Annotated in this window: 21 protein-coding genes; 14 read left to right on the top strand and 7 right to left on the bottom strand. The window is 73.8% G+C overall.

Annotated elements, in window-relative coordinates; all coding sequences use genetic code 11:
- Positions 1-20: 20 nt before the first annotated feature.
- From ATL51_RS15215 to ATL51_RS15225, 3 genes are read left to right on the top strand one after another with little or no spacing between them, the layout of a single operon-like run.
- Entirely contained in the window at positions 21-908 is an 888-nt protein-coding gene (locus tag ATL51_RS15215) for an alpha/beta fold hydrolase (RefSeq protein WP_100880729.1), read from the top strand.
- 1 nt (position 909) lies between these two features.
- The gene (locus ATL51_RS15220) at positions 910-1,920 is read left to right on the top strand and encodes a TIGR03617 family F420-dependent LLM class oxidoreductase (RefSeq protein ID WP_100878969.1); all 1,011 of its coding nucleotides are present in this window, start codon (positions 910-912) and stop codon (positions 1,918-1,920) included.
- On the top strand, positions 1,917-3,068 hold the full coding sequence (locus tag ATL51_RS15225; RefSeq protein ID WP_100878970.1) for an acyl-CoA dehydrogenase family protein: 1,152 nt from the start codon (positions 1,917-1,919) through the stop codon (positions 3,066-3,068). The genes ATL51_RS15220 and ATL51_RS15225 overlap by 4 nt, the downstream gene beginning before the upstream one ends.
- Before the next feature lie 56 nt (positions 3,069-3,124).
- Here ATL51_RS15225 and ATL51_RS15230 read toward each other — a convergent pair whose 3' ends face one another.
- From ATL51_RS15230 to ATL51_RS15260, 7 genes are all read right to left on the bottom strand, one after another.
- Positions 3,125-3,529: a transglycosylase family protein gene (locus ATL51_RS15230; RefSeq protein WP_392567372.1), complete on the bottom strand. Its 405-nt coding sequence runs from the start codon at positions 3,527-3,529 to the stop codon at positions 3,125-3,127.
- A gap of 377 nt (positions 3,530-3,906) precedes the next feature.
- Positions 3,907-4,290 carry a hypothetical protein gene (locus ATL51_RS15235; RefSeq protein ID WP_100878972.1) on the bottom strand — a complete coding sequence of 128 codons (384 nt, stop codon included), beginning with the start codon at positions 4,288-4,290 and terminating at the stop codon, positions 3,907-3,909.
- Positions 4,291-4,304: 14 nt separating this feature from the next.
- The gene (locus ATL51_RS15240; RefSeq protein WP_073575978.1) at positions 4,305-4,937 is read right to left on the bottom strand and encodes a class I SAM-dependent DNA methyltransferase; all 633 of its coding nucleotides are present in this window, start codon (positions 4,935-4,937) and stop codon (positions 4,305-4,307) included.
- Between the two features lie 31 nt (positions 4,938-4,968).
- Complete coding sequence (locus ATL51_RS15245; RefSeq protein WP_100878973.1) at positions 4,969-5,376, bottom strand: hypothetical protein; 408 nt, start codon at positions 5,374-5,376, stop codon at positions 4,969-4,971.
- Positions 5,363-5,812, bottom strand: coding sequence for a DUF1707 SHOCT-like domain-containing protein (locus ATL51_RS15250; RefSeq protein WP_208622994.1), 450 nt, complete (start codon positions 5,810-5,812; stop codon positions 5,363-5,365). Before ATL51_RS15250 ends, ATL51_RS15245 begins: the two co-directional genes overlap by 14 nt.
- A gap of 56 nt (positions 5,813-5,868) precedes the next feature.
- The gene (locus ATL51_RS15255) at positions 5,869-6,399 is read right to left on the bottom strand and encodes a PadR family transcriptional regulator (RefSeq protein ID WP_100878974.1); all 531 of its coding nucleotides are present in this window, start codon (positions 6,397-6,399) and stop codon (positions 5,869-5,871) included.
- 17 nt (positions 6,400-6,416) lie between these two features.
- On the bottom strand, positions 6,417-7,505 hold the full coding sequence (locus tag ATL51_RS15260) for a hypothetical protein (RefSeq protein ID WP_100878975.1): 1,089 nt from the start codon (positions 7,503-7,505) through the stop codon (positions 6,417-6,419).
- A 229-nt stretch (positions 7,506-7,734) separates the two neighbouring features.
- Here ATL51_RS15260 and ATL51_RS15265 point away from each other — a divergent pair, with 229 nt between their 5' ends.
- The 11 genes from ATL51_RS15265 (at position 7,735) to ATL51_RS15315 (ending at position 14,664) form a co-directional block, all read left to right on the top strand.
- Positions 7,735-8,781 carry an NAD(P)-dependent alcohol dehydrogenase gene (locus ATL51_RS15265; RefSeq protein WP_392567373.1) on the top strand — a complete coding sequence of 349 codons (1,047 nt, stop codon included), beginning with the start codon at positions 7,735-7,737 and terminating at the stop codon, positions 8,779-8,781.
- A 104-nt stretch (positions 8,782-8,885) separates the two neighbouring features.
- Positions 8,886-9,212, top strand: coding sequence for a putative quinol monooxygenase (locus ATL51_RS15270; RefSeq protein WP_100878976.1), 327 nt, complete (start codon positions 8,886-8,888; stop codon positions 9,210-9,212).
- A 316-nt stretch (positions 9,213-9,528) separates the two neighbouring features.
- Positions 9,529-10,074 carry a L,D-transpeptidase gene (locus ATL51_RS15275; RefSeq protein ID WP_100878977.1) on the top strand — a complete coding sequence of 182 codons (546 nt, stop codon included), beginning with the start codon at positions 9,529-9,531 and terminating at the stop codon, positions 10,072-10,074.
- A gap of 106 nt (positions 10,075-10,180) precedes the next feature.
- Positions 10,181-10,996 (top strand): class I SAM-dependent methyltransferase, encoded by an 816-nt coding sequence (locus tag ATL51_RS15280; protein WP_100878978.1) that lies wholly within the window; start codon positions 10,181-10,183, stop codon positions 10,994-10,996.
- Between the two features lie 109 nt (positions 10,997-11,105).
- Positions 11,106-11,579, top strand: a complete 474-nt coding sequence (locus tag ATL51_RS15285; protein ID WP_100878979.1) for a hypothetical protein — start codon at positions 11,106-11,108, stop codon at positions 11,577-11,579.
- 280 nt (positions 11,580-11,859) lie between these two features.
- Positions 11,860-12,324, top strand: a complete 465-nt coding sequence (locus ATL51_RS15290) for an Asp23/Gls24 family envelope stress response protein (protein ID WP_073575988.1) — start codon at positions 11,860-11,862, stop codon at positions 12,322-12,324.
- On the top strand, positions 12,321-12,722 hold the full coding sequence (locus ATL51_RS15295) for a hypothetical protein (RefSeq protein WP_073575989.1): 402 nt from the start codon (positions 12,321-12,323) through the stop codon (positions 12,720-12,722). Before ATL51_RS15290 ends, ATL51_RS15295 begins: the two co-directional genes overlap by 4 nt.
- Before the next feature lie 67 nt (positions 12,723-12,789).
- Entirely contained in the window at positions 12,790-13,002 is a 213-nt protein-coding gene (locus tag ATL51_RS15300) for a hypothetical protein (protein WP_062398628.1), read from the top strand.
- A gap of 5 nt (positions 13,003-13,007) precedes the next feature.
- Positions 13,008-13,523: an Asp23/Gls24 family envelope stress response protein gene (locus ATL51_RS15305; protein WP_301549037.1), complete on the top strand. Its 516-nt coding sequence runs from the start codon at positions 13,008-13,010 to the stop codon at positions 13,521-13,523.
- Positions 13,520-14,065, top strand: coding sequence for a DUF6286 domain-containing protein (locus tag ATL51_RS15310; RefSeq protein ID WP_100878980.1), 546 nt, complete (start codon positions 13,520-13,522; stop codon positions 14,063-14,065). Before ATL51_RS15305 ends, ATL51_RS15310 begins: the two co-directional genes overlap by 4 nt.
- Entirely contained in the window at positions 14,065-14,664 is a 600-nt protein-coding gene (locus ATL51_RS15315) for an Asp23/Gls24 family envelope stress response protein (RefSeq protein ID WP_100878981.1), read from the top strand. The genes ATL51_RS15310 and ATL51_RS15315 overlap by 1 nt, the downstream gene beginning before the upstream one ends.
- The last annotated feature ends 37 nt before the right edge of the window (positions 14,665-14,701 follow it).

Raw genomic sequence — 14,701 nt, forward strand, 5'->3', positions numbered from 1 at the left:
CACCACTGGCGGTGCCCCCCATGTCCGACACGTTCACCTTCTCCGGCCGCGACGGCGCCGCCGTCACCGCCTACCGCTGGCTCCCCGCCGCCGCGGACGACCCGGTGCGCGGGATCGTCCAGATCACCCACGGCATGGGCGAGCACGCCCTGCGCTACGTCGCCCTCGCCGACGCGCTGACCGCCCGCGGCTTCGCCGTCTACGCCCAGGACCACCGCGGTCACGGAGCCACCGCGGGCGGGCCCGAGAACTTCGGCGTCCTCGGCGACGACGGCTGGGAGCAGCTGGTCGGCGACATCGGGCTGCTGTCCGCGCACGCCCGCGCCGAGCACCCGGGCGCCCCGCTGGTGCTGCTCGGTCACAGCATGGGCTCGTTCGCCGTGCAGCAGTTCCTCGTCGCCGACGCGCCGCCGCCGGACGCGGTCGTGCTGTCCGGCACCGCGTTGCTCGACCTGATGGAGCAGGGCCTGGACCTGTCCGCGCCGCTGGACCTGTCGTCGTTCAACGCGCCGTTCGAGCAGCGCACCGGTTTCGAGTGGCTCAGCCGCGACCCCGCGCAGGTCGACGCCTACGTCGCCGACGCCCGCTGCGGCTTCGGCCTGGACCTGCCCGGCACGCAGGCGATGTTCGCCGCCGCCCGGCCGCTCGGCGAGGCCGCCACTCTGAAGCGGATCGCGGGCGGACTGCCGGTGTACGTCGTCGTCGGCGACGAGGACCCGGTCAACGCCGGGCTGGCCCTGGTGCGGCCGCTGACCGAGCGCTACGCCGAGGCCGGGCTGCACGACGTCACGCTGACGATCTGGCCGGGTGCCCGGCACGAGGTGTTCAACGAGACCAACCGCGAGGAGATCGTCGCGGACCTGCTGTCCTGGCTCGACCGTGTCGTCCCCGAGCAGCGGGGCGCCTGAGGTGCGCGTCGACACCACCGGCGGCTTCTCCGCCTCCCCGCTCGAGACCGAGGCGGCGGCCGTCGCCGCGGAGGCCGAGGGCTACGACGCCCTGTCGGTCCCCGAGACCTCGCACGACGCGTTCGTGTCGCTGGCACTGGCCGCCCGGGCGACCAGCCGGATCCGGCTGCAGTCGGCGATCGCGGTCGCCTTCGCCCGCAACCCGATGACGCTGGCCTACCAGGCCAACGACGTGCAGCTGCTCTCCGGCGGCCGGTTCGACCTGGGGCTCGGCTCGCAGGTCCGCCCGCACATCGAGCGCCGGTTCGGGATGCCGTGGAGCCGCCCCGCGGCCCGGATGGAGGACTTCGTCTCCGCCCTGCGGGCGATCTTCGACGCCTGGGCCACCGGGGGCCGGCTGCATCACCGCGGCGAGTTCTACTCCCACACCCTGATGACCGAGTTCTTCTCACCGGGTCCGAACCCGCACGGGATCCCGCCGGTGATGCTGGCCGCGGTCGGCGAGCGGATGACCGAGGTCGCGGGCCGGGTCACCGACGGCCTACTGGCGCACTCGCTGACCTCGCCGTCGTACCTGGCGGAGGTGACGCTGCCCGCGCTGCGCCGCGGACGTGGCCGCGACGACCTCACCGGCTTCGACGTGTGCCTCCCGGTCTTCGCGGTCCTGGGCGCCGACGCCGAGGCCCGGGCCGTCGCCGAGGCCGGGGTGCGACGCCAGATCGCCTTCTACGCCTCCACCCCGCCGTACAGGCCGGTGCTGGAGCACCACGGCCGCGGCGCGCTCGCCGACGAGCTCAACGGACTGTCGCGCCGGCAGGCCTGGGACGAGATGACCGGCCTGGTCGACGACGACCTGCTGGCCCTGTTCGCCGTCGCGGGCGACCCGGCCGGGGTGGCGTCCGGGATCGCGGACCGCTACCGCGGCCTCGTCGACCGGGTCTCGCTCAACACCCCCTACGACGCCGACCCCGCCCTGGTGCTCGACGTCGCCACCCGGCTGCGCGCGGCGTGAGCACGCATCCGGAGATCCGGGAGGGGGTCCGCGCGGTCTGCTCCGGCTTCGGGGCGGAGTACTGGCGCACCTGCGACCGCGAACACCGGTTCCCGCAGGAGTTCCACGACGCGATGGCCGCCGGCGGCTGGATCGGCGTCGCCGTCCCCGAGGCCTACGGCGGCGGGGGCGCCGGGATCTCCGAGGCCGCCGCGGTGATGGAGGAGGTCGCCGCGTCCGGGGCGGCGATGAACGGGGCGTCGGCGATCCACCTGTCGGTGTTCGGGATGAACCCGGTCGTCCGGCACGGCTCGGAGGAGATGCGGCGGCGCTACCTGCCCCGGGTCGCCGACGGGTCGCTGCAGGTCGCGTTCGGCGTCACCGAGCCCGACGCCGGACTCGACACCACCGCGATCACCACGACCGCCCGCCGCGACGGCGACCGGTACCTGGTCCGCGGGCGCAAGGTGTGGACGTCGAAGGCGCCGTTCTGCGACAAGGTCCTGCTGCTGGTGCGCACCACCCCGCGCGCGGAGGTGGCGACGCGGACCGACGGGCTGTCGCTGCTGCTCGCCGACCTGCAGCGCCCCGAGGTCACGATCACCCCGATCGACAAGCTGGGCCGCAACGCGGTGGTGTCCTGCGAGGTCGTCTACGACGACCTGCCCGTCGACGCCGCCGACCTGGTCGGCGAGGAGGGCCGCGGCTTCCGGCTGATCCTCGACGGGCTCAACCCGGAACGGATCCTGATCGCCGCCGAGGCGCTGGGCACCGGGCGGGCCGCGCTGGCCGCCGCCGTCGCCTACGCGAAGGAGCGCACCGTGTTCGGGCGGCCGATCGGGCAGAACCAGGGCATCGCGTTCCCGCTGGCCGAGGCGCACATGCGGCTGCACGCGGCGGCGCTGGTGATCGCCGACGCCGCCGCCCGCTACGACGCGGGCGAGGCGTGCGGCGAGCAGGCCAACACCGCGAAGTTCCTGGCCGCCGAGGCCGCGTTCTTCGCCGCGGACCGGGCGGTGCAGACCCTCGGCGGGTTCGGCTACGCCACCGAGTACGACGTGAGCCGCTACTTCACCGAGGCCCGCCTGATGCGCCTGGCGCCCCTGCCGCAGGAGATGGTGCTCAACCACGTCGCCGAGCACGTGCTCGGGCTGCCCCGCAGCTACTGACACACGACGGCGGCCGGTGACCCGCCCGGGTCACCGGCCGCCGTACGTGCCGCGTACTACCGCAGGCCCAGCTTCTTGGAGCAGGCCGGCCACGCCTTCCAGCCCTGGCCGTCCAGGACGTTCTCGGCGACGCGGATCTGCTCGGACTTGCTGGCGTTGTGCGCCTTGCCCGACCCGCCGAAGGCCTTCCAGGTGGACTGCGTGAACTGCAGGCCGCCGGAGAAGCCGTTACCGGTGTTGGTGTTCCAGTTCCCGCTGGACTCGCACTGGGCGAGCTTGTCCCACGTCGAGGTCGCGACGGACTGCGTGGGGACCGCGACGGCGGCGGGGGCGACCGCGGCGGAGGTCTCGGGGGCGGCCGTCGCGGGCCCGGCGAGGGCGAGCGGAGCGCCGAACGCCAGGACACCGGCGACGAGAGTTCCGACGAAACGCCCACGGATGGACATACGCGTGCTGCTCATTGTGTGATCACCTGAGGTCCGGACCCACGGCTTTCCGGGCGGGCCGGTCGCGCGGGGAGCGCTGTGCCGGTGTCGTCGCGAGGGGACTCGCGGCCCGCGGCCCCGTCTCGGTCCGTGCAAGTCGACTGGCCGGGGACCGCGGGACGGGGCCGTGGTGGCGTGGCGGTTCCGGCGCTTCGGTGCGTGCCCCGGCCGTGTGGACCGGAGCGACCACGAAGGTCGCCGACCGGCCGAGATCAGGTCAAGCGGACGACCGGTGACGTATCACACGGAGATAACGACGGGATACGTCGTCGCAGCTCAGGAGCACATTTTCACGATCACGGAACTAACAGGGAACTGACCGATGCTTTCGATCCGGAGATGTTCCACCGGCATCAGCGGCGCGGCGCGCCCTCGGCCCGGCGCAGGGCGAACACCGCGATCCGCACGACCATCGCGTCGAGCAGCAGACCGCCGAACGCCCACGCGTCGAGCCAGGCGGTCCAGTTCCTCCCCTGCGCGACGGCGAGGAGCCCGGGCACGAGGAACAGCGCGACACCGAGCCCGCCGGCGACGGCACAGGCGAGCAGCGCCGGGCCGTCGGCCCGGCGCAGCAGCAGGAGCAGCGACACGACGGCGGCCGCGGCGACGAGCCCGTCCAGCCCGGCCAGGACCGGTCCCACGGCGCCGAACGCGAGCCGGACGTGCACGGCGGCGGAGAGCACCAGCAGCACGGTCAGGATCCGGCGCCCGGTCACCGGGCCGCGGTCGTCGCTCATGGGTCCATCCTCACCTACCGCACCCGCAGCACCAGGAGGCGGCAGTCGACCTGCTGCCCGGACCGGTAGGGCGCGACCTCGATCGAGACGGCCTCGAACACGTCGGCGGCGGCGAGCCGGTCGACCTCGGCACGGTAGCCACCGGACTCCCAGACGTCGTCGAGGACGGTCGCGACCAGGTAGCCGCCCGGCCGCACGACCCGGGTGAACTCCGCCAGCGCCGAGGGCCCGACGTGGGCGTGGGTGAGCGTCCCGACGCAGACGACGACGTCGTAGGAGTCGTCGGGCAGCACCAGCGCGGCGGTGAGGTCGGCCTCGCGCAGGTCCCGGTAGGCGCCGGTGGCGCGGGCCCGCTCCAGCATCCCGGTCGACAGGTCGATCCCGTCGACGGTGGTCGCGCCGCGCTCACGGAGCGCGACGCCGACCAGTCCCGTGCCGCAACCGGCGTCGAGGATCTCCCCGCCGGGGCCCGCGGCCGCGACGACGGCGTCCGCGGTGACCGCGGGCGCGACGTAGCCCTGGGCCTCGCCGGTGAGGTCGGCGTCGTAGGTGGGGGCCCACTCGTCGTAGAGGGCCCGGGCGTCGGCCGGGCCGCTCAGCGAGTAGGCGCGTTCCAGGTGGGGGTCGCCCCCGGTACTCGTGGCCATCGCCCGATCATGGTGGACGGCCCGCGGGCTGTCATGCGCGCCCGAGCAACCCCCGGCGCGGCGGGTCGGCGGCGAGCAGCGAGAGCGCGCACAGCGCGCCCCAGCCGGCGGCGACCATGGTCGCCTTCTCCCGGGCGTCGCGGTCGGGGAGCTGCGAGCCCAGCACCACGAGGTCGACGATGTCGGCGCCGACCCGCACCGCGACGGCGGCCTTGAGCGGGGTACCGGCCGGAGCCAGCGCCATGGCCAGGCCGGACGCGAGGTCCCGCCCGCCGACCGCCCGCGCGAGCAGCGTGGTCCCCGCGGACGGGGTCCGGCCGCCGCCGGACAGCTTCGTCGGCGACAGCAGCACGTCCGGCTTCGCGGCGACGGCCGCGCCGTAGGCGGCGGTGGCGGCGCCCAGCAGGCGGGGGATCCAGGTCAGGTCACGACGGCGCATGTACCCGGTGTACCCGTTCCGCGCCGGTTCTCGCCCACCCGCACGGACCGGCGACCGAGCGGCCGGTGAGCGTGCCGAGCGCGAGCACCGCACCCCACGGCCCGATCACCCAGATCGGCCAGAAGTAGCCCCCGCCCCCGCCGAGCGCGACGGCGGCCCAGACCGTCAGGACGACCACCGCGGTCAGCGCCCACGGCCCCCAGGTCGCAGCCAGGACGGTCCGGCGGACCCGGCGCTCACGCTCCGGGTCGGCGGGTCGCGGCAGCCGGGGCAGGTCCGCCTCGACGGCGGCGAGCTCCGACGCCGTGCGCGCCGCGGTCACCTGCTCGCTGCGGGTGGAGAACTCGGCGAGGTCGAGCCGCCCGTCCCCCACGTGCCTGCCGAGCCGCTCCAGTGCGCGCTCCCGCTCGGCGTCACCGATGCGTACGTCCATCATGGCCACCCTCCTGATCGGATACCAAGACTCTCCACTATCCGTGCCGGGGGCACAAGTCAGAGCTCGTCGAGGAAGGCCAGCGCCGCCTCCGCCGAGGTGCGCCGCCAGGCGGCCAGCATCCGGTCGAACTCGTCGGCGCCGCCGTCCCCCGCCCGTCCGGCCCGGTCCTGCTCGGCCCGCAGCGCCGCGACGATCGGGGCCAGCTCGCGACGCTGGGCGTCGACCAGCGCGGTCGCATCCCGGCCGTGCCGGTGCAGCACCGCCAGCTTCAGCAGGAACTCCGACCGCAGGTCCCGCACGTGCGGGACCGGAGTGCCCAGCCAGGCGTCCACGTGACCCCGACCGGTCGGGGTGGCGGCGTAGAGGGTCCGGGGCGGGCCGCCCTTCGTCTCGACGGCCTCGGCGGTGATCAGGCCGGCGTCGACCAACCTGCCGATGGCCCGGTAGACGACCGGGCGCGGGATCTGCCAGACCCGGCCCAGCTCGCCGTCGGCGGCGGTGAGCGCGGCGACGGCGAAACCGTGCACCGGGCGCTCACCGGCCACGGCCAGGACGACCCACTCGGCGAGCCCGAGCCGTGGAAGCATCGGGCCAGCGTAGGGCCTCACCGGTTGACGGCCGCCCCGTTGCCCTCCGCCCAGGAGAAGCCGCGGTCGTAGAGGAAGCGCAGCTCCGGATCGCTCTCCAGCACGAGCCGCTGCCCGTCCCCGGCCAGTTCCACCCGGCCGTCGGGCCGGACCGCCCAGGTGAGTTCGACCGTCCGGACGGCGGGCTCGAACATCGGGGCGGCCCCGGACTGCGGCGGGTTCCACTCGACCCGGATCGTCCGGTCCCCCACGGGCCGCCACGTCCCGCGGACGAAGGTGCTGTCGGCGAGCCGGATCGCGATCCCGGCGGACCCGGACTGCGGGTAGCCGGGGAGCGGGACCGACGGCCCGACGTAGGTCCACTGCCCGACGGCCACGTGCTGCCAGCGCCGGTCGTCGGCCAGCCGCGCGGCCGGGGCCGTGGGGTCCTCCACCACCCGGTAGACCCCGGCGAGCGCGAGGTCACCCCGCTGGAGGGCGGGCTGGAACTGCTGGAACAGCACGCCCTGCGCGGCGACCAGGACCAGCCCGAGCACCGGGACGAGCCACCGGGTGACCCGGCGGACCCTCGGCCACGGCAGCAGCCGCGGGGCCCCCTCGGTCGCGGCCGTCGGGCGCCCGGCCAGGAACCGCACCACCCGCGGCAGCTCCGGGGCCGCGACGAGCGCGAACCCGAGCGTCAGGGCGAGGGCGATCTGCTTGACCGGCACGTCGTAGGTCATGTTCAGCAGGAAGACGGTGCCGAGCGCGACGGTGCCGAGCAGGCCGCCGATCCACGCCGTGCGCCGGAACACCAGCAGCAGCACGACGACGAGCTCGGCGAACCCGGCGAGGAACTGGATCACCGGGGAGTAGGCCATGAGCCCCCACAGCAGGCCCATCGGGCTCTTCTCGCCGGTCATGGCCAGCGCGTCGGAGTAGTCGGCCCGGCCCATCTGGGTCAGGTTGAGCTTCGACCACACGTAGGCCTGCATGACCATGATCAGGACGAACCGCAGCAGCGCGTGCAGCACCCAGCCCACCCGGTTCCACCACGGCCGCACGGCCGTCGTGACCACGGCCCCGTCCTCCCGCCGCACCGCGGCGGTCCCCCTCGTCCCGGTCATGACACGACGGTAGGGACGGTGGCGCGGTCGCGGATCCCTCCTCCGACGGATCCTGCGCTCCTCCGCGGGTGGGAGACGTGAACCACAGCCCGCCGATGCATTGTGCACAACCATCAACGGGTAGCCACATGGCGATGCGGCTGCACGACGGCCGCCCGTCCCCGCCGCGGCGCCGGAGCCCGGCCACCCCAGACACGACGTCCACACGCGACGCCGACCAGGAGGAAACGTGCCCACGACCGTGCCCGCCATGACCACCGCCGGCCCGAACAAACCGTTCGAGCGCGGGACCGTGACCCGTCGCGACCCGAAGCCGCACGACGTCGTCATCGACATCCGGTACGCCGGGATCTGCCACTCCGACATCCACCAGGCCCGCGACGAGTGGGGCGAGGGCATCTACCCGATGGTCCCCGGCCACGAGATCGCCGGCGTCGTCTCCGCGGTCGGCGACGACGTGACCCGCTACGCCGTGGGCGACACCGTCGGCGTCGGCTGCTTCGTCGACTCCTGCCGCGAGTGCGAGAACTGCAGGGCCGGCGAGGAGCAGTACTGCCTCGAGGGCGAGGTGCAGACCTACAACGCGAAGGAGTACGACGGCGAGCCCACCTACGGCGGCTACTCCACGCAGATCGTCGTCGACGAGAACTACGTGCTGCGCATCCCGGACGGCGTCGAGCTCGACGTCGCCGCGCCGCTGCTCTGTGCCGGCATCACCCTCTACTCCCCGCTCCACCACTGGGGCGCGGGCCCCGGGAAGAAGGTGGCGATCGTCGGCATGGGCGGTCTCGGCCACATGGGCGTGAAGATCGCCGCGGCGATGGGCGCCGAGGTCACGGTGCTCTCCCGCACGCTGTCCAAGGAGCAGGACGGCAAGCGGCTCGGGGCCGCGCACTACTACGCGACCGAGGACGAGTCCACCTTCACCGAGCTGGCCGGATCCTTCGACCTGATCGTCAACACCGTCGCCGCGGTGATCCCGGTCGACGACTACCTCGGGCTGCTGAAGCTCGACGGCTCGATGGTCAACGTCGGCGTGCCCGAGGAGAAGCTGTCCTACCACGGGTTCTCGCTGGTCGCAGGCCGCAAGAGCCTGTCCGGCTCGAAGATCGGTGGCATCCGCGAGACCCAGGAGATGCTGGACTTCTGCGCCGAGCACGGGCTCGGCGCCGACATCGAGACGATCTCCTGCGACCAGGTCGACGAGGCCTGGGAGCGGGTCGTGCGGGGCGACGTGCGCTACCGCTTCGTGATCGACACCGCGACCTTCGGCTGAGGGTTCGTCAAGCCCGCGGCGTCGCACTTCGAGACGCCCGCGGTGCGGCGATCCGTGGAACGATCCCGGCGACGTTGCCGACCAGAAGTGAACCGGAGGCTCATGTGATCCTCATCGTGCTCAAGGCCCAGATCCGCCCGGACAAGCGCGAGGAGTGGCTGTCCGGCATCGCGCAGTACAAGAAGGACGTGAACTCCGAGCCGGGCAACATCTCCTTCGACTACCACGAGAACTACGAGAAGCAGAACGAGTTCGTGATCGTGGAGGTCTTCAAGGACAGCGCGGCCGGCGACGCGCACGTCAAGACCGACCACGCGCAGAAGTTCTTCGACTTCATGGGCTCGGTCGTGCCGGAGAAGCCGCTCATCAACTTCCAGAGCGAGGACGGCAAGGACGTCTGGGTCGAGATGGGCGAGGTCAACCCGCGCTGATCCCCCTCCCTCCCGACGATGCCGGCGACCCCACGGGGCGTCGGCATCGTCGCGTCCACCGGTGCCGTGAGCAGGTGTCCCCCTGCGCCGGACGGACGGAGCCGGGCGGACCGGACATCGGAACCGAGACGGTCCTTCCGGGTGATCGGGACGGGAGCGCACCGCGTCCGGGCCGGTCGGGGCCGGGGTGCAGACTGGCTGCGCACGGCAGAGCTTTTCGTCACGCAACCTGGGCGCTCCCCGCGCGTCTCCCACGGTGACGGAACGATCACGTGGCGTCGCCACCCCGAGCGACGCGGACGAACAGGAGCACCCCATGGACACCGTCCGGCAGCGGCCCCGCCGCCTCGTCGCACTGGGCCTCGGACTGGCCACCATCGCGGGTGTCGCCGTCGCCGGGACGGCACTGGCCGGATCCCCCGCCGCCGAGCAGGCCCGCGCACAGCCGCTCGTCCCGGGCACCCCGTGCTCGGTCACCGCCAAGGCCTGCGTCGACCTGGACTCGCAGAAGTCCTGGCTCATCCAGGACGGCAAGGTCGTCCGAGGCCCGATCGGCATCTCCTCGGGCGGCAACGGCCAGGAGACCCCGGTCGGCCACTCCCTGCGCGTCTACCGCAAGGACGCGACCCACAAGAGCGAGGAGTCGCGGCTGCCGAACGGCGACCCGGCCCCGATGCCCTGGTCGGTGTTCTTCAACGACGGCGGCATCGCCTTCCACAGCGGCGACCCGGACCGCTCCTCGGCCGGCTGCATCCACGTCCCGCCGGACGAGGCCAAGGCGTACTTCGACTACCTGCAGATCGGCGACCAGGTGCAGGTCGTGAAGGCGTCCGAGGAGACCGCGGCCCGTCAGGGGCAGTGAGCGCGGAGTCACCGCATCGGGGAGTGCTCGGGCATCCGGCGTAACGCGGAGATGGTCGTCCGGCGACACACCGGGCGTATCACCCGTCCGTCCCCGGGAGCGCCCGATGGCCGCGAGCCGACCCGCCCGTCGCACGCCGCTCGACCACGCCCGGCGGATCGCGCGGCTCTCCCTGAGCGGCGGCGCGCGTGCCGCCGCGGTCCCGGTGCGCGGCCTGGCCCGGCTCGGCCGCGACGAGCGCGACCCGCGCTGGACCGGCCAGACCTGGCTGTGGCAGCCGGGCTGGGGCCGGCGCACGCACGACCGGCTCTACCGCAGCCCGGACCCGTACTCGATCGGGCTGTCGGCCTACGAGCAGCAGAAGTACGGCACCGTCATGGATGCGCTCGCCGGCCGCCGCTTCGACCGGGTACTGGAGGTCGGCTGCGGCGAGGGTGACCTGTCGGTCCGCCTCGCCGGGCACACCGCGGCACTGCTCGGGGTCGACATCTGCTCGGCCGCGGTCCAGCGGGCCGCCGCCCGGGTGCCGTCGGGGACCTTCGTCCGCCGCACGCTCCCGCACGAGATGCCCGAGGGCGACTTCGACCTGATCGTCTGCTCCGACGTCCTCTACTACTGGGAGACGGTCACGCTGCAGGTCGGCCTGGCCGCCCTGCTGGACCGCCTCCGGCCGGGCGGGACGCTGCTCGCCTACCACTACCGCGGGGCGTTCGGACAGGCCGCGACGGCCGACCGGGTACACGAGGCGCTCGCCGCCGCGGCGGCCGCCCGCGGACTGACGGGCCGGGCGCACGAGACCGTCGACGGCGTCGGCCCCGACCGCGCCGGGGCCCGGTTCGACGTCGTGGTCCGCCCCGAGGTGGCGGTGCCGTCCCCACGCCGCCCGGAGCCGGGCGTCGCAGCGCGCGCACGCCGTTCCTGAGGGGTCGGCTGGGCCGGGTGGCGGTGCGACCGTTGGACCGTCCGGTCGTTCTCGTCAGGTCGACGTGGACCTGTCGTGACCGGGCGGTTCCTGGTTACCGTCCGGAGTCATGACGGTCGACGCCGACGGACCCGCCGGAATGGCCGATGCGCAGCGCGTGGTCACGATCCCCGAGCTGAGCGCACCGAGCTACCTGCAGGCGGTGCTGTCGATCGCCTACCGCGACGAGCGCAACAGCGTCCCGCTCACCGTCGCCACACCGGCCGGGCTCGTGTTCGGCAACGCCGTGCACCCCTCGGCCTGGCTGCGCGGGCTCGGGGACCAGCTGCGCCGGCTCACCGCGGGCGACCCGGGCAACGAGTCCGCGGCGTCGATGGCCGACATGTTCGACGACATGGCCGACGGCCGCGGCGACGAGCACCCCGGCCGGGACATCCCGGTGAAGGACATCCACTGGATCTACTTCACCGACGCGCTCGTGGTCCCGACCGCCGCCGGCGGGCCGAACTACGTCGAGCCGGCCTGCTGGCAGGTGGCACTGCGCGATGTCACCGGCTGGACGATCGGCCTCCCGCCCGGCTGAGCGCCACGTCCGATGATCATCTGATCGGGTGATCGCAAACCGGTCGGCCCGACCCCCCGCCCGGACCTCCCGTCGCAGGTCACAGGGTTCCAGCCCAGGTCAGCGGCCCGCAGCCCCGACCACGGTGTGACGACGACCACGTGAAGTCGCCCGTGAGGATGTGCCGCCCCGGGACCTCCTATGTGTGTCGAGCGGATCGACGGGGCACCACCGGAACGAACCGGCCCCCCGATCCGGACCACTGTGAGGCCCGATACCGGGCCACGACCTGGAGGCGCACATGAGCACCACCGAGACCAAGACCCCGGCCGTCACCGGCACCCCGTCCGCCCTGCAGTCCGAGCACGGCAGCACCCGCATCGCCGAGACGGTCGTCTCGAAGATCGCCGGTCTGGCGGCCCGCGAGGTCAGCGGCATCTACGCCCTCGGCGGCGGCGCGGCCCGCGCGTTCGGCGCGCTGCGCGAGCGCATCCCGGGTGGCACCACCAACGCCTCGCAGGGTGTGTCGGTCGAGGTCGGCGAGAAGCAGGCCGCCGTCGACATCAACGTCGTCGTCGAGTACGGCGTCTCCATCGCCGACCTGGCGAAGGCCGTCCGCCGCAACGTCATCTCCGCCCTGGAGCGGATGACCGGACTCGAGGTCGTCGAGGTCAACATCTCGGTCGACGACGTCCACCTGCCGTCCGAGGACGACGGCAAGGACGAGGAGCCGAAGAAGATCGAGTCCACCTCGCGGGTGGCGTGAGCGCCCGCGTCGCCGCGGACGGCGACGGGATCGTCGCCACGGGTGCGGTCGACACCGACCGGATCGCCGACGCGGTGCTGGGTTGCCCCGGCGTCGCGCAGCTGCACGGCGGCCGGTTCGGTGAGATCGCCACCTACCTGCCCGGGCGCCGGGTGAGCGGCATCCGCGTGGACCCCACGGCCCCGGCCGTCGAGGTGCACGTGGTCGGCCGCTACCCGGCCTCCGTGGCCGAGATCGACCGCCAGGTCCGCACCGCACTGCTCCCGGTCGTCGGGGGCGCGCGGGTGGACGTGGTGGTCGGCGACTACGCCGGCCCCACCGAATCGACGCCGATCCGGCCGTCCGACTCGGCACCCGCCACCGGCGAGCTCCCGGTCCCTCCCGCGGCCACCCCCTGACCCGCCCGGACGCCCGCCCACATCCCCGGACGTCCGGTACCTTCTCGTCTCGAAGGACGTGACTGTGATGTCCCTGTCCACGAACACCCAGATCGGCCTGATCGCCGGCCTCCTCCTGGCCATCGCCGGCATCGTCGGCGGCTTCGGCGGGTTCGTCCTCGCCCTGATCCTCGGCGCGATCGGCCTCGCCGTCGGCCGCTGGCTCGACGGCGACCTCGACCTGTCCGAGCTCTCCGAGCGGTCGGGGCTGTCCGGGCGCGGCCGCGACAAGGTCCGGTGAACCCGGTGAGCACCGTCGAGCCGACGGGGACGGCGACCGGGGACCCGGACACGATCCGGGCCACCCGCCTCGCCCCTCCCCCGCCGGACGACACCCCGACCCGCACGATCGACACCGGCACCGGCTCCGCAGGTGCCGACGGCTCCGGCGGCACGGCCCCGGAGGACCGCGGCCGGGTCGACATCGCCGACCAGGTCGTACAGAAGATCGCGCTCGGGGCCCTGGAGGAGACCGAGGGTGTCGGTGGCACCACCGGCACGGTCGGGCGGATGCTCGGCCGCGACGACTCCGGCGGCCACCCCCGCGTCGAGGCGACCGTCTCCGGGCAGTCGACCCGGATCGACGCGCGGATCTCCGTCGCCTACCCGTCCCCGGTGGCCGCGGTCTGCGACCGCGCCCGCGCGCACGTCGTGCGGCAGGTCGAGGCGCTGACCGGGTTGTCCGTCGCGCGGGTCGACGTCGTCGTCACCGCACTCACCCTCCCGGGCGCCGCCCGGCCGGCCGCGAGGGAACTCGAATGATCCGCCGCCCCCGCAAGTCCCTCGCCGCGGGCATCGTGGCGTTGGTCCTGCTCGCGCTCTGCGTCGTCGTCGCCGTCGCGGTCGTGCAGCTGCTCCTCGGACAGCAGCCGATCGTCGACTTCGGCGTGCTGGGGTCCAGCATCGCCGGGTTCACCGGTGCCGACGTGCCCGTGCTCGTCGTGTCCGGTCTGGTCGCGCTGGTCGGGCTGGTGCTCGTCGTGGTCGCACTGCGTCCCGGCACCCCCACCGTGTTCCCGCTGACCCCGGCCGGCGGTGCCGAGCACCTCGACTCCGGCGTCACCCGGCGCAGCCTGAACCGGACGCTGGCCGACGCCGCCACCGGTGTCGACGGCATCACCAAGGCGTCGGTGAAGAGCACCGGGCGTCGCGCCGCCGTCACCGCGCACGCCGCGTTCGGCGAGCGTGCGGACCTGCGCGACCGGGTCCGCAGCGCGGTCGCGCAACGGCTCGACGCCGTCGGACCGGCCCGCAGCCCGAAGGTCACGGTGTCCGTGACCGGCACGAAGCAGCAGGAGGCGTGATGGCCAGCGCGACCCCACCGGTCCGGCTCAACCGGACCCTGCTGTTCCTGATCGGGCTCGTCCTGCTCGCCGCGGGCGTGTTCGGGCTGCTGTTCGGCACGGGCGTCCTGCGCCAGGTGCTTCCCGGGATCGACCCGTCGGTCCCGCTGTTGCCCGCCGGTCTCACGCTGCCCGAGTGGGCGCCGTGGGTGACGCTCGCCGTCGCCGTCGTGGTCGGGCTGCTGGCGCTGCGCTGGCTGCTCGCCCAGGCCCGGCGCAGGCCGCGCACCTCGGCGTGGACACTGCCGTCCGCGCAGGTGGCGGGCCGGGACGCCGGGACGACCCGGATCCACTCCGACCACGCCGCGGACGCACTGGCCGCCGACATCGAGAGCTACGACGGCGTACAGCGCGCCGCCGCCGCGCTCGTCGGGGACCGCCGCCGTCCGGAGATCCACCTGGACGTGACCGCGGACGACGGTGCCGACCTCGCCGCGCTGCGCACCCGGATCACCGACCACGCGCTGCCGCGGCTGCGGTCCGCACTGGACATCGAGTCCGGGCGCGCCGATCTGGTGCTGCGCCTGGCCGAGGAGAAGGAGCACTCGCGGGTGGGCTGAACACCGCACGGACACACGACGGGGCCCCGGATCACCG

The organism is Pseudonocardia alni (genome assembly GCF_002813375.1).
GTDB lineage: Bacteria > Actinomycetota > Actinomycetes > Mycobacteriales > Pseudonocardiaceae > Pseudonocardia > Pseudonocardia alni.

Coding starts and splice junctions, on each gene's coding strand:
- ATL51_RS15215 (WP_100880729.1), top strand. CDS start 21: ATGTCCGACACGTTCACCTTCTCCGGCCGCGACGGCGCCGCCGTCACC.
- ATL51_RS15230 (WP_392567372.1), bottom strand. CDS start 3,529: ATGAGCAGCACGCGTATGTCCATCCGTGGGCGTTTCGTCGGAACTCTC.
- ATL51_RS15235 (WP_100878972.1), bottom strand. CDS start 4,290: ATGAGCGACGACCGCGGCCCGGTGACCGGGCGCCGGATCCTGACCGTG.
- ATL51_RS15240 (WP_073575978.1), bottom strand. CDS start 4,937: ATGGCCACGAGTACCGGGGGCGACCCCCACCTGGAACGCGCCTACTCG.
- ATL51_RS15245 (WP_100878973.1), bottom strand. CDS start 5,376: ATGCGCCGTCGTGACCTGACCTGGATCCCCCGCCTGCTGGGCGCCGCC.
- ATL51_RS15250 (WP_208622994.1), bottom strand. CDS start 5,812: ATGATGGACGTACGCATCGGTGACGCCGAGCGGGAGCGCGCACTGGAG.
- ATL51_RS15255 (WP_100878974.1), bottom strand. CDS start 6,399: ATGCTTCCACGGCTCGGGCTCGCCGAGTGGGTCGTCCTGGCCGTGGCC.
- ATL51_RS15260 (WP_100878975.1), bottom strand. CDS start 7,505: ATGACCGGGACGAGGGGGACCGCCGCGGTGCGGCGGGAGGACGGGGCC.
- ATL51_RS15275 (WP_100878977.1), top strand. CDS start 9,529: ATGGACACCGTCCGGCAGCGGCCCCGCCGCCTCGTCGCACTGGGCCTC.
- ATL51_RS15280 (WP_100878978.1), top strand. CDS start 10,181: ATGGCCGCGAGCCGACCCGCCCGTCGCACGCCGCTCGACCACGCCCGG.
- ATL51_RS15285 (WP_100878979.1), top strand. CDS start 11,106: ATGACGGTCGACGCCGACGGACCCGCCGGAATGGCCGATGCGCAGCGC.
- ATL51_RS15290 (WP_073575988.1), top strand. CDS start 11,860: ATGAGCACCACCGAGACCAAGACCCCGGCCGTCACCGGCACCCCGTCC.
- ATL51_RS15300 (WP_062398628.1), top strand. CDS start 12,790: ATGTCCCTGTCCACGAACACCCAGATCGGCCTGATCGCCGGCCTCCTC.
- ATL51_RS15310 (WP_100878980.1), top strand. CDS start 13,520: ATGATCCGCCGCCCCCGCAAGTCCCTCGCCGCGGGCATCGTGGCGTTG.
- ATL51_RS15315 (WP_100878981.1), top strand. CDS start 14,065: ATGGCCAGCGCGACCCCACCGGTCCGGCTCAACCGGACCCTGCTGTTC.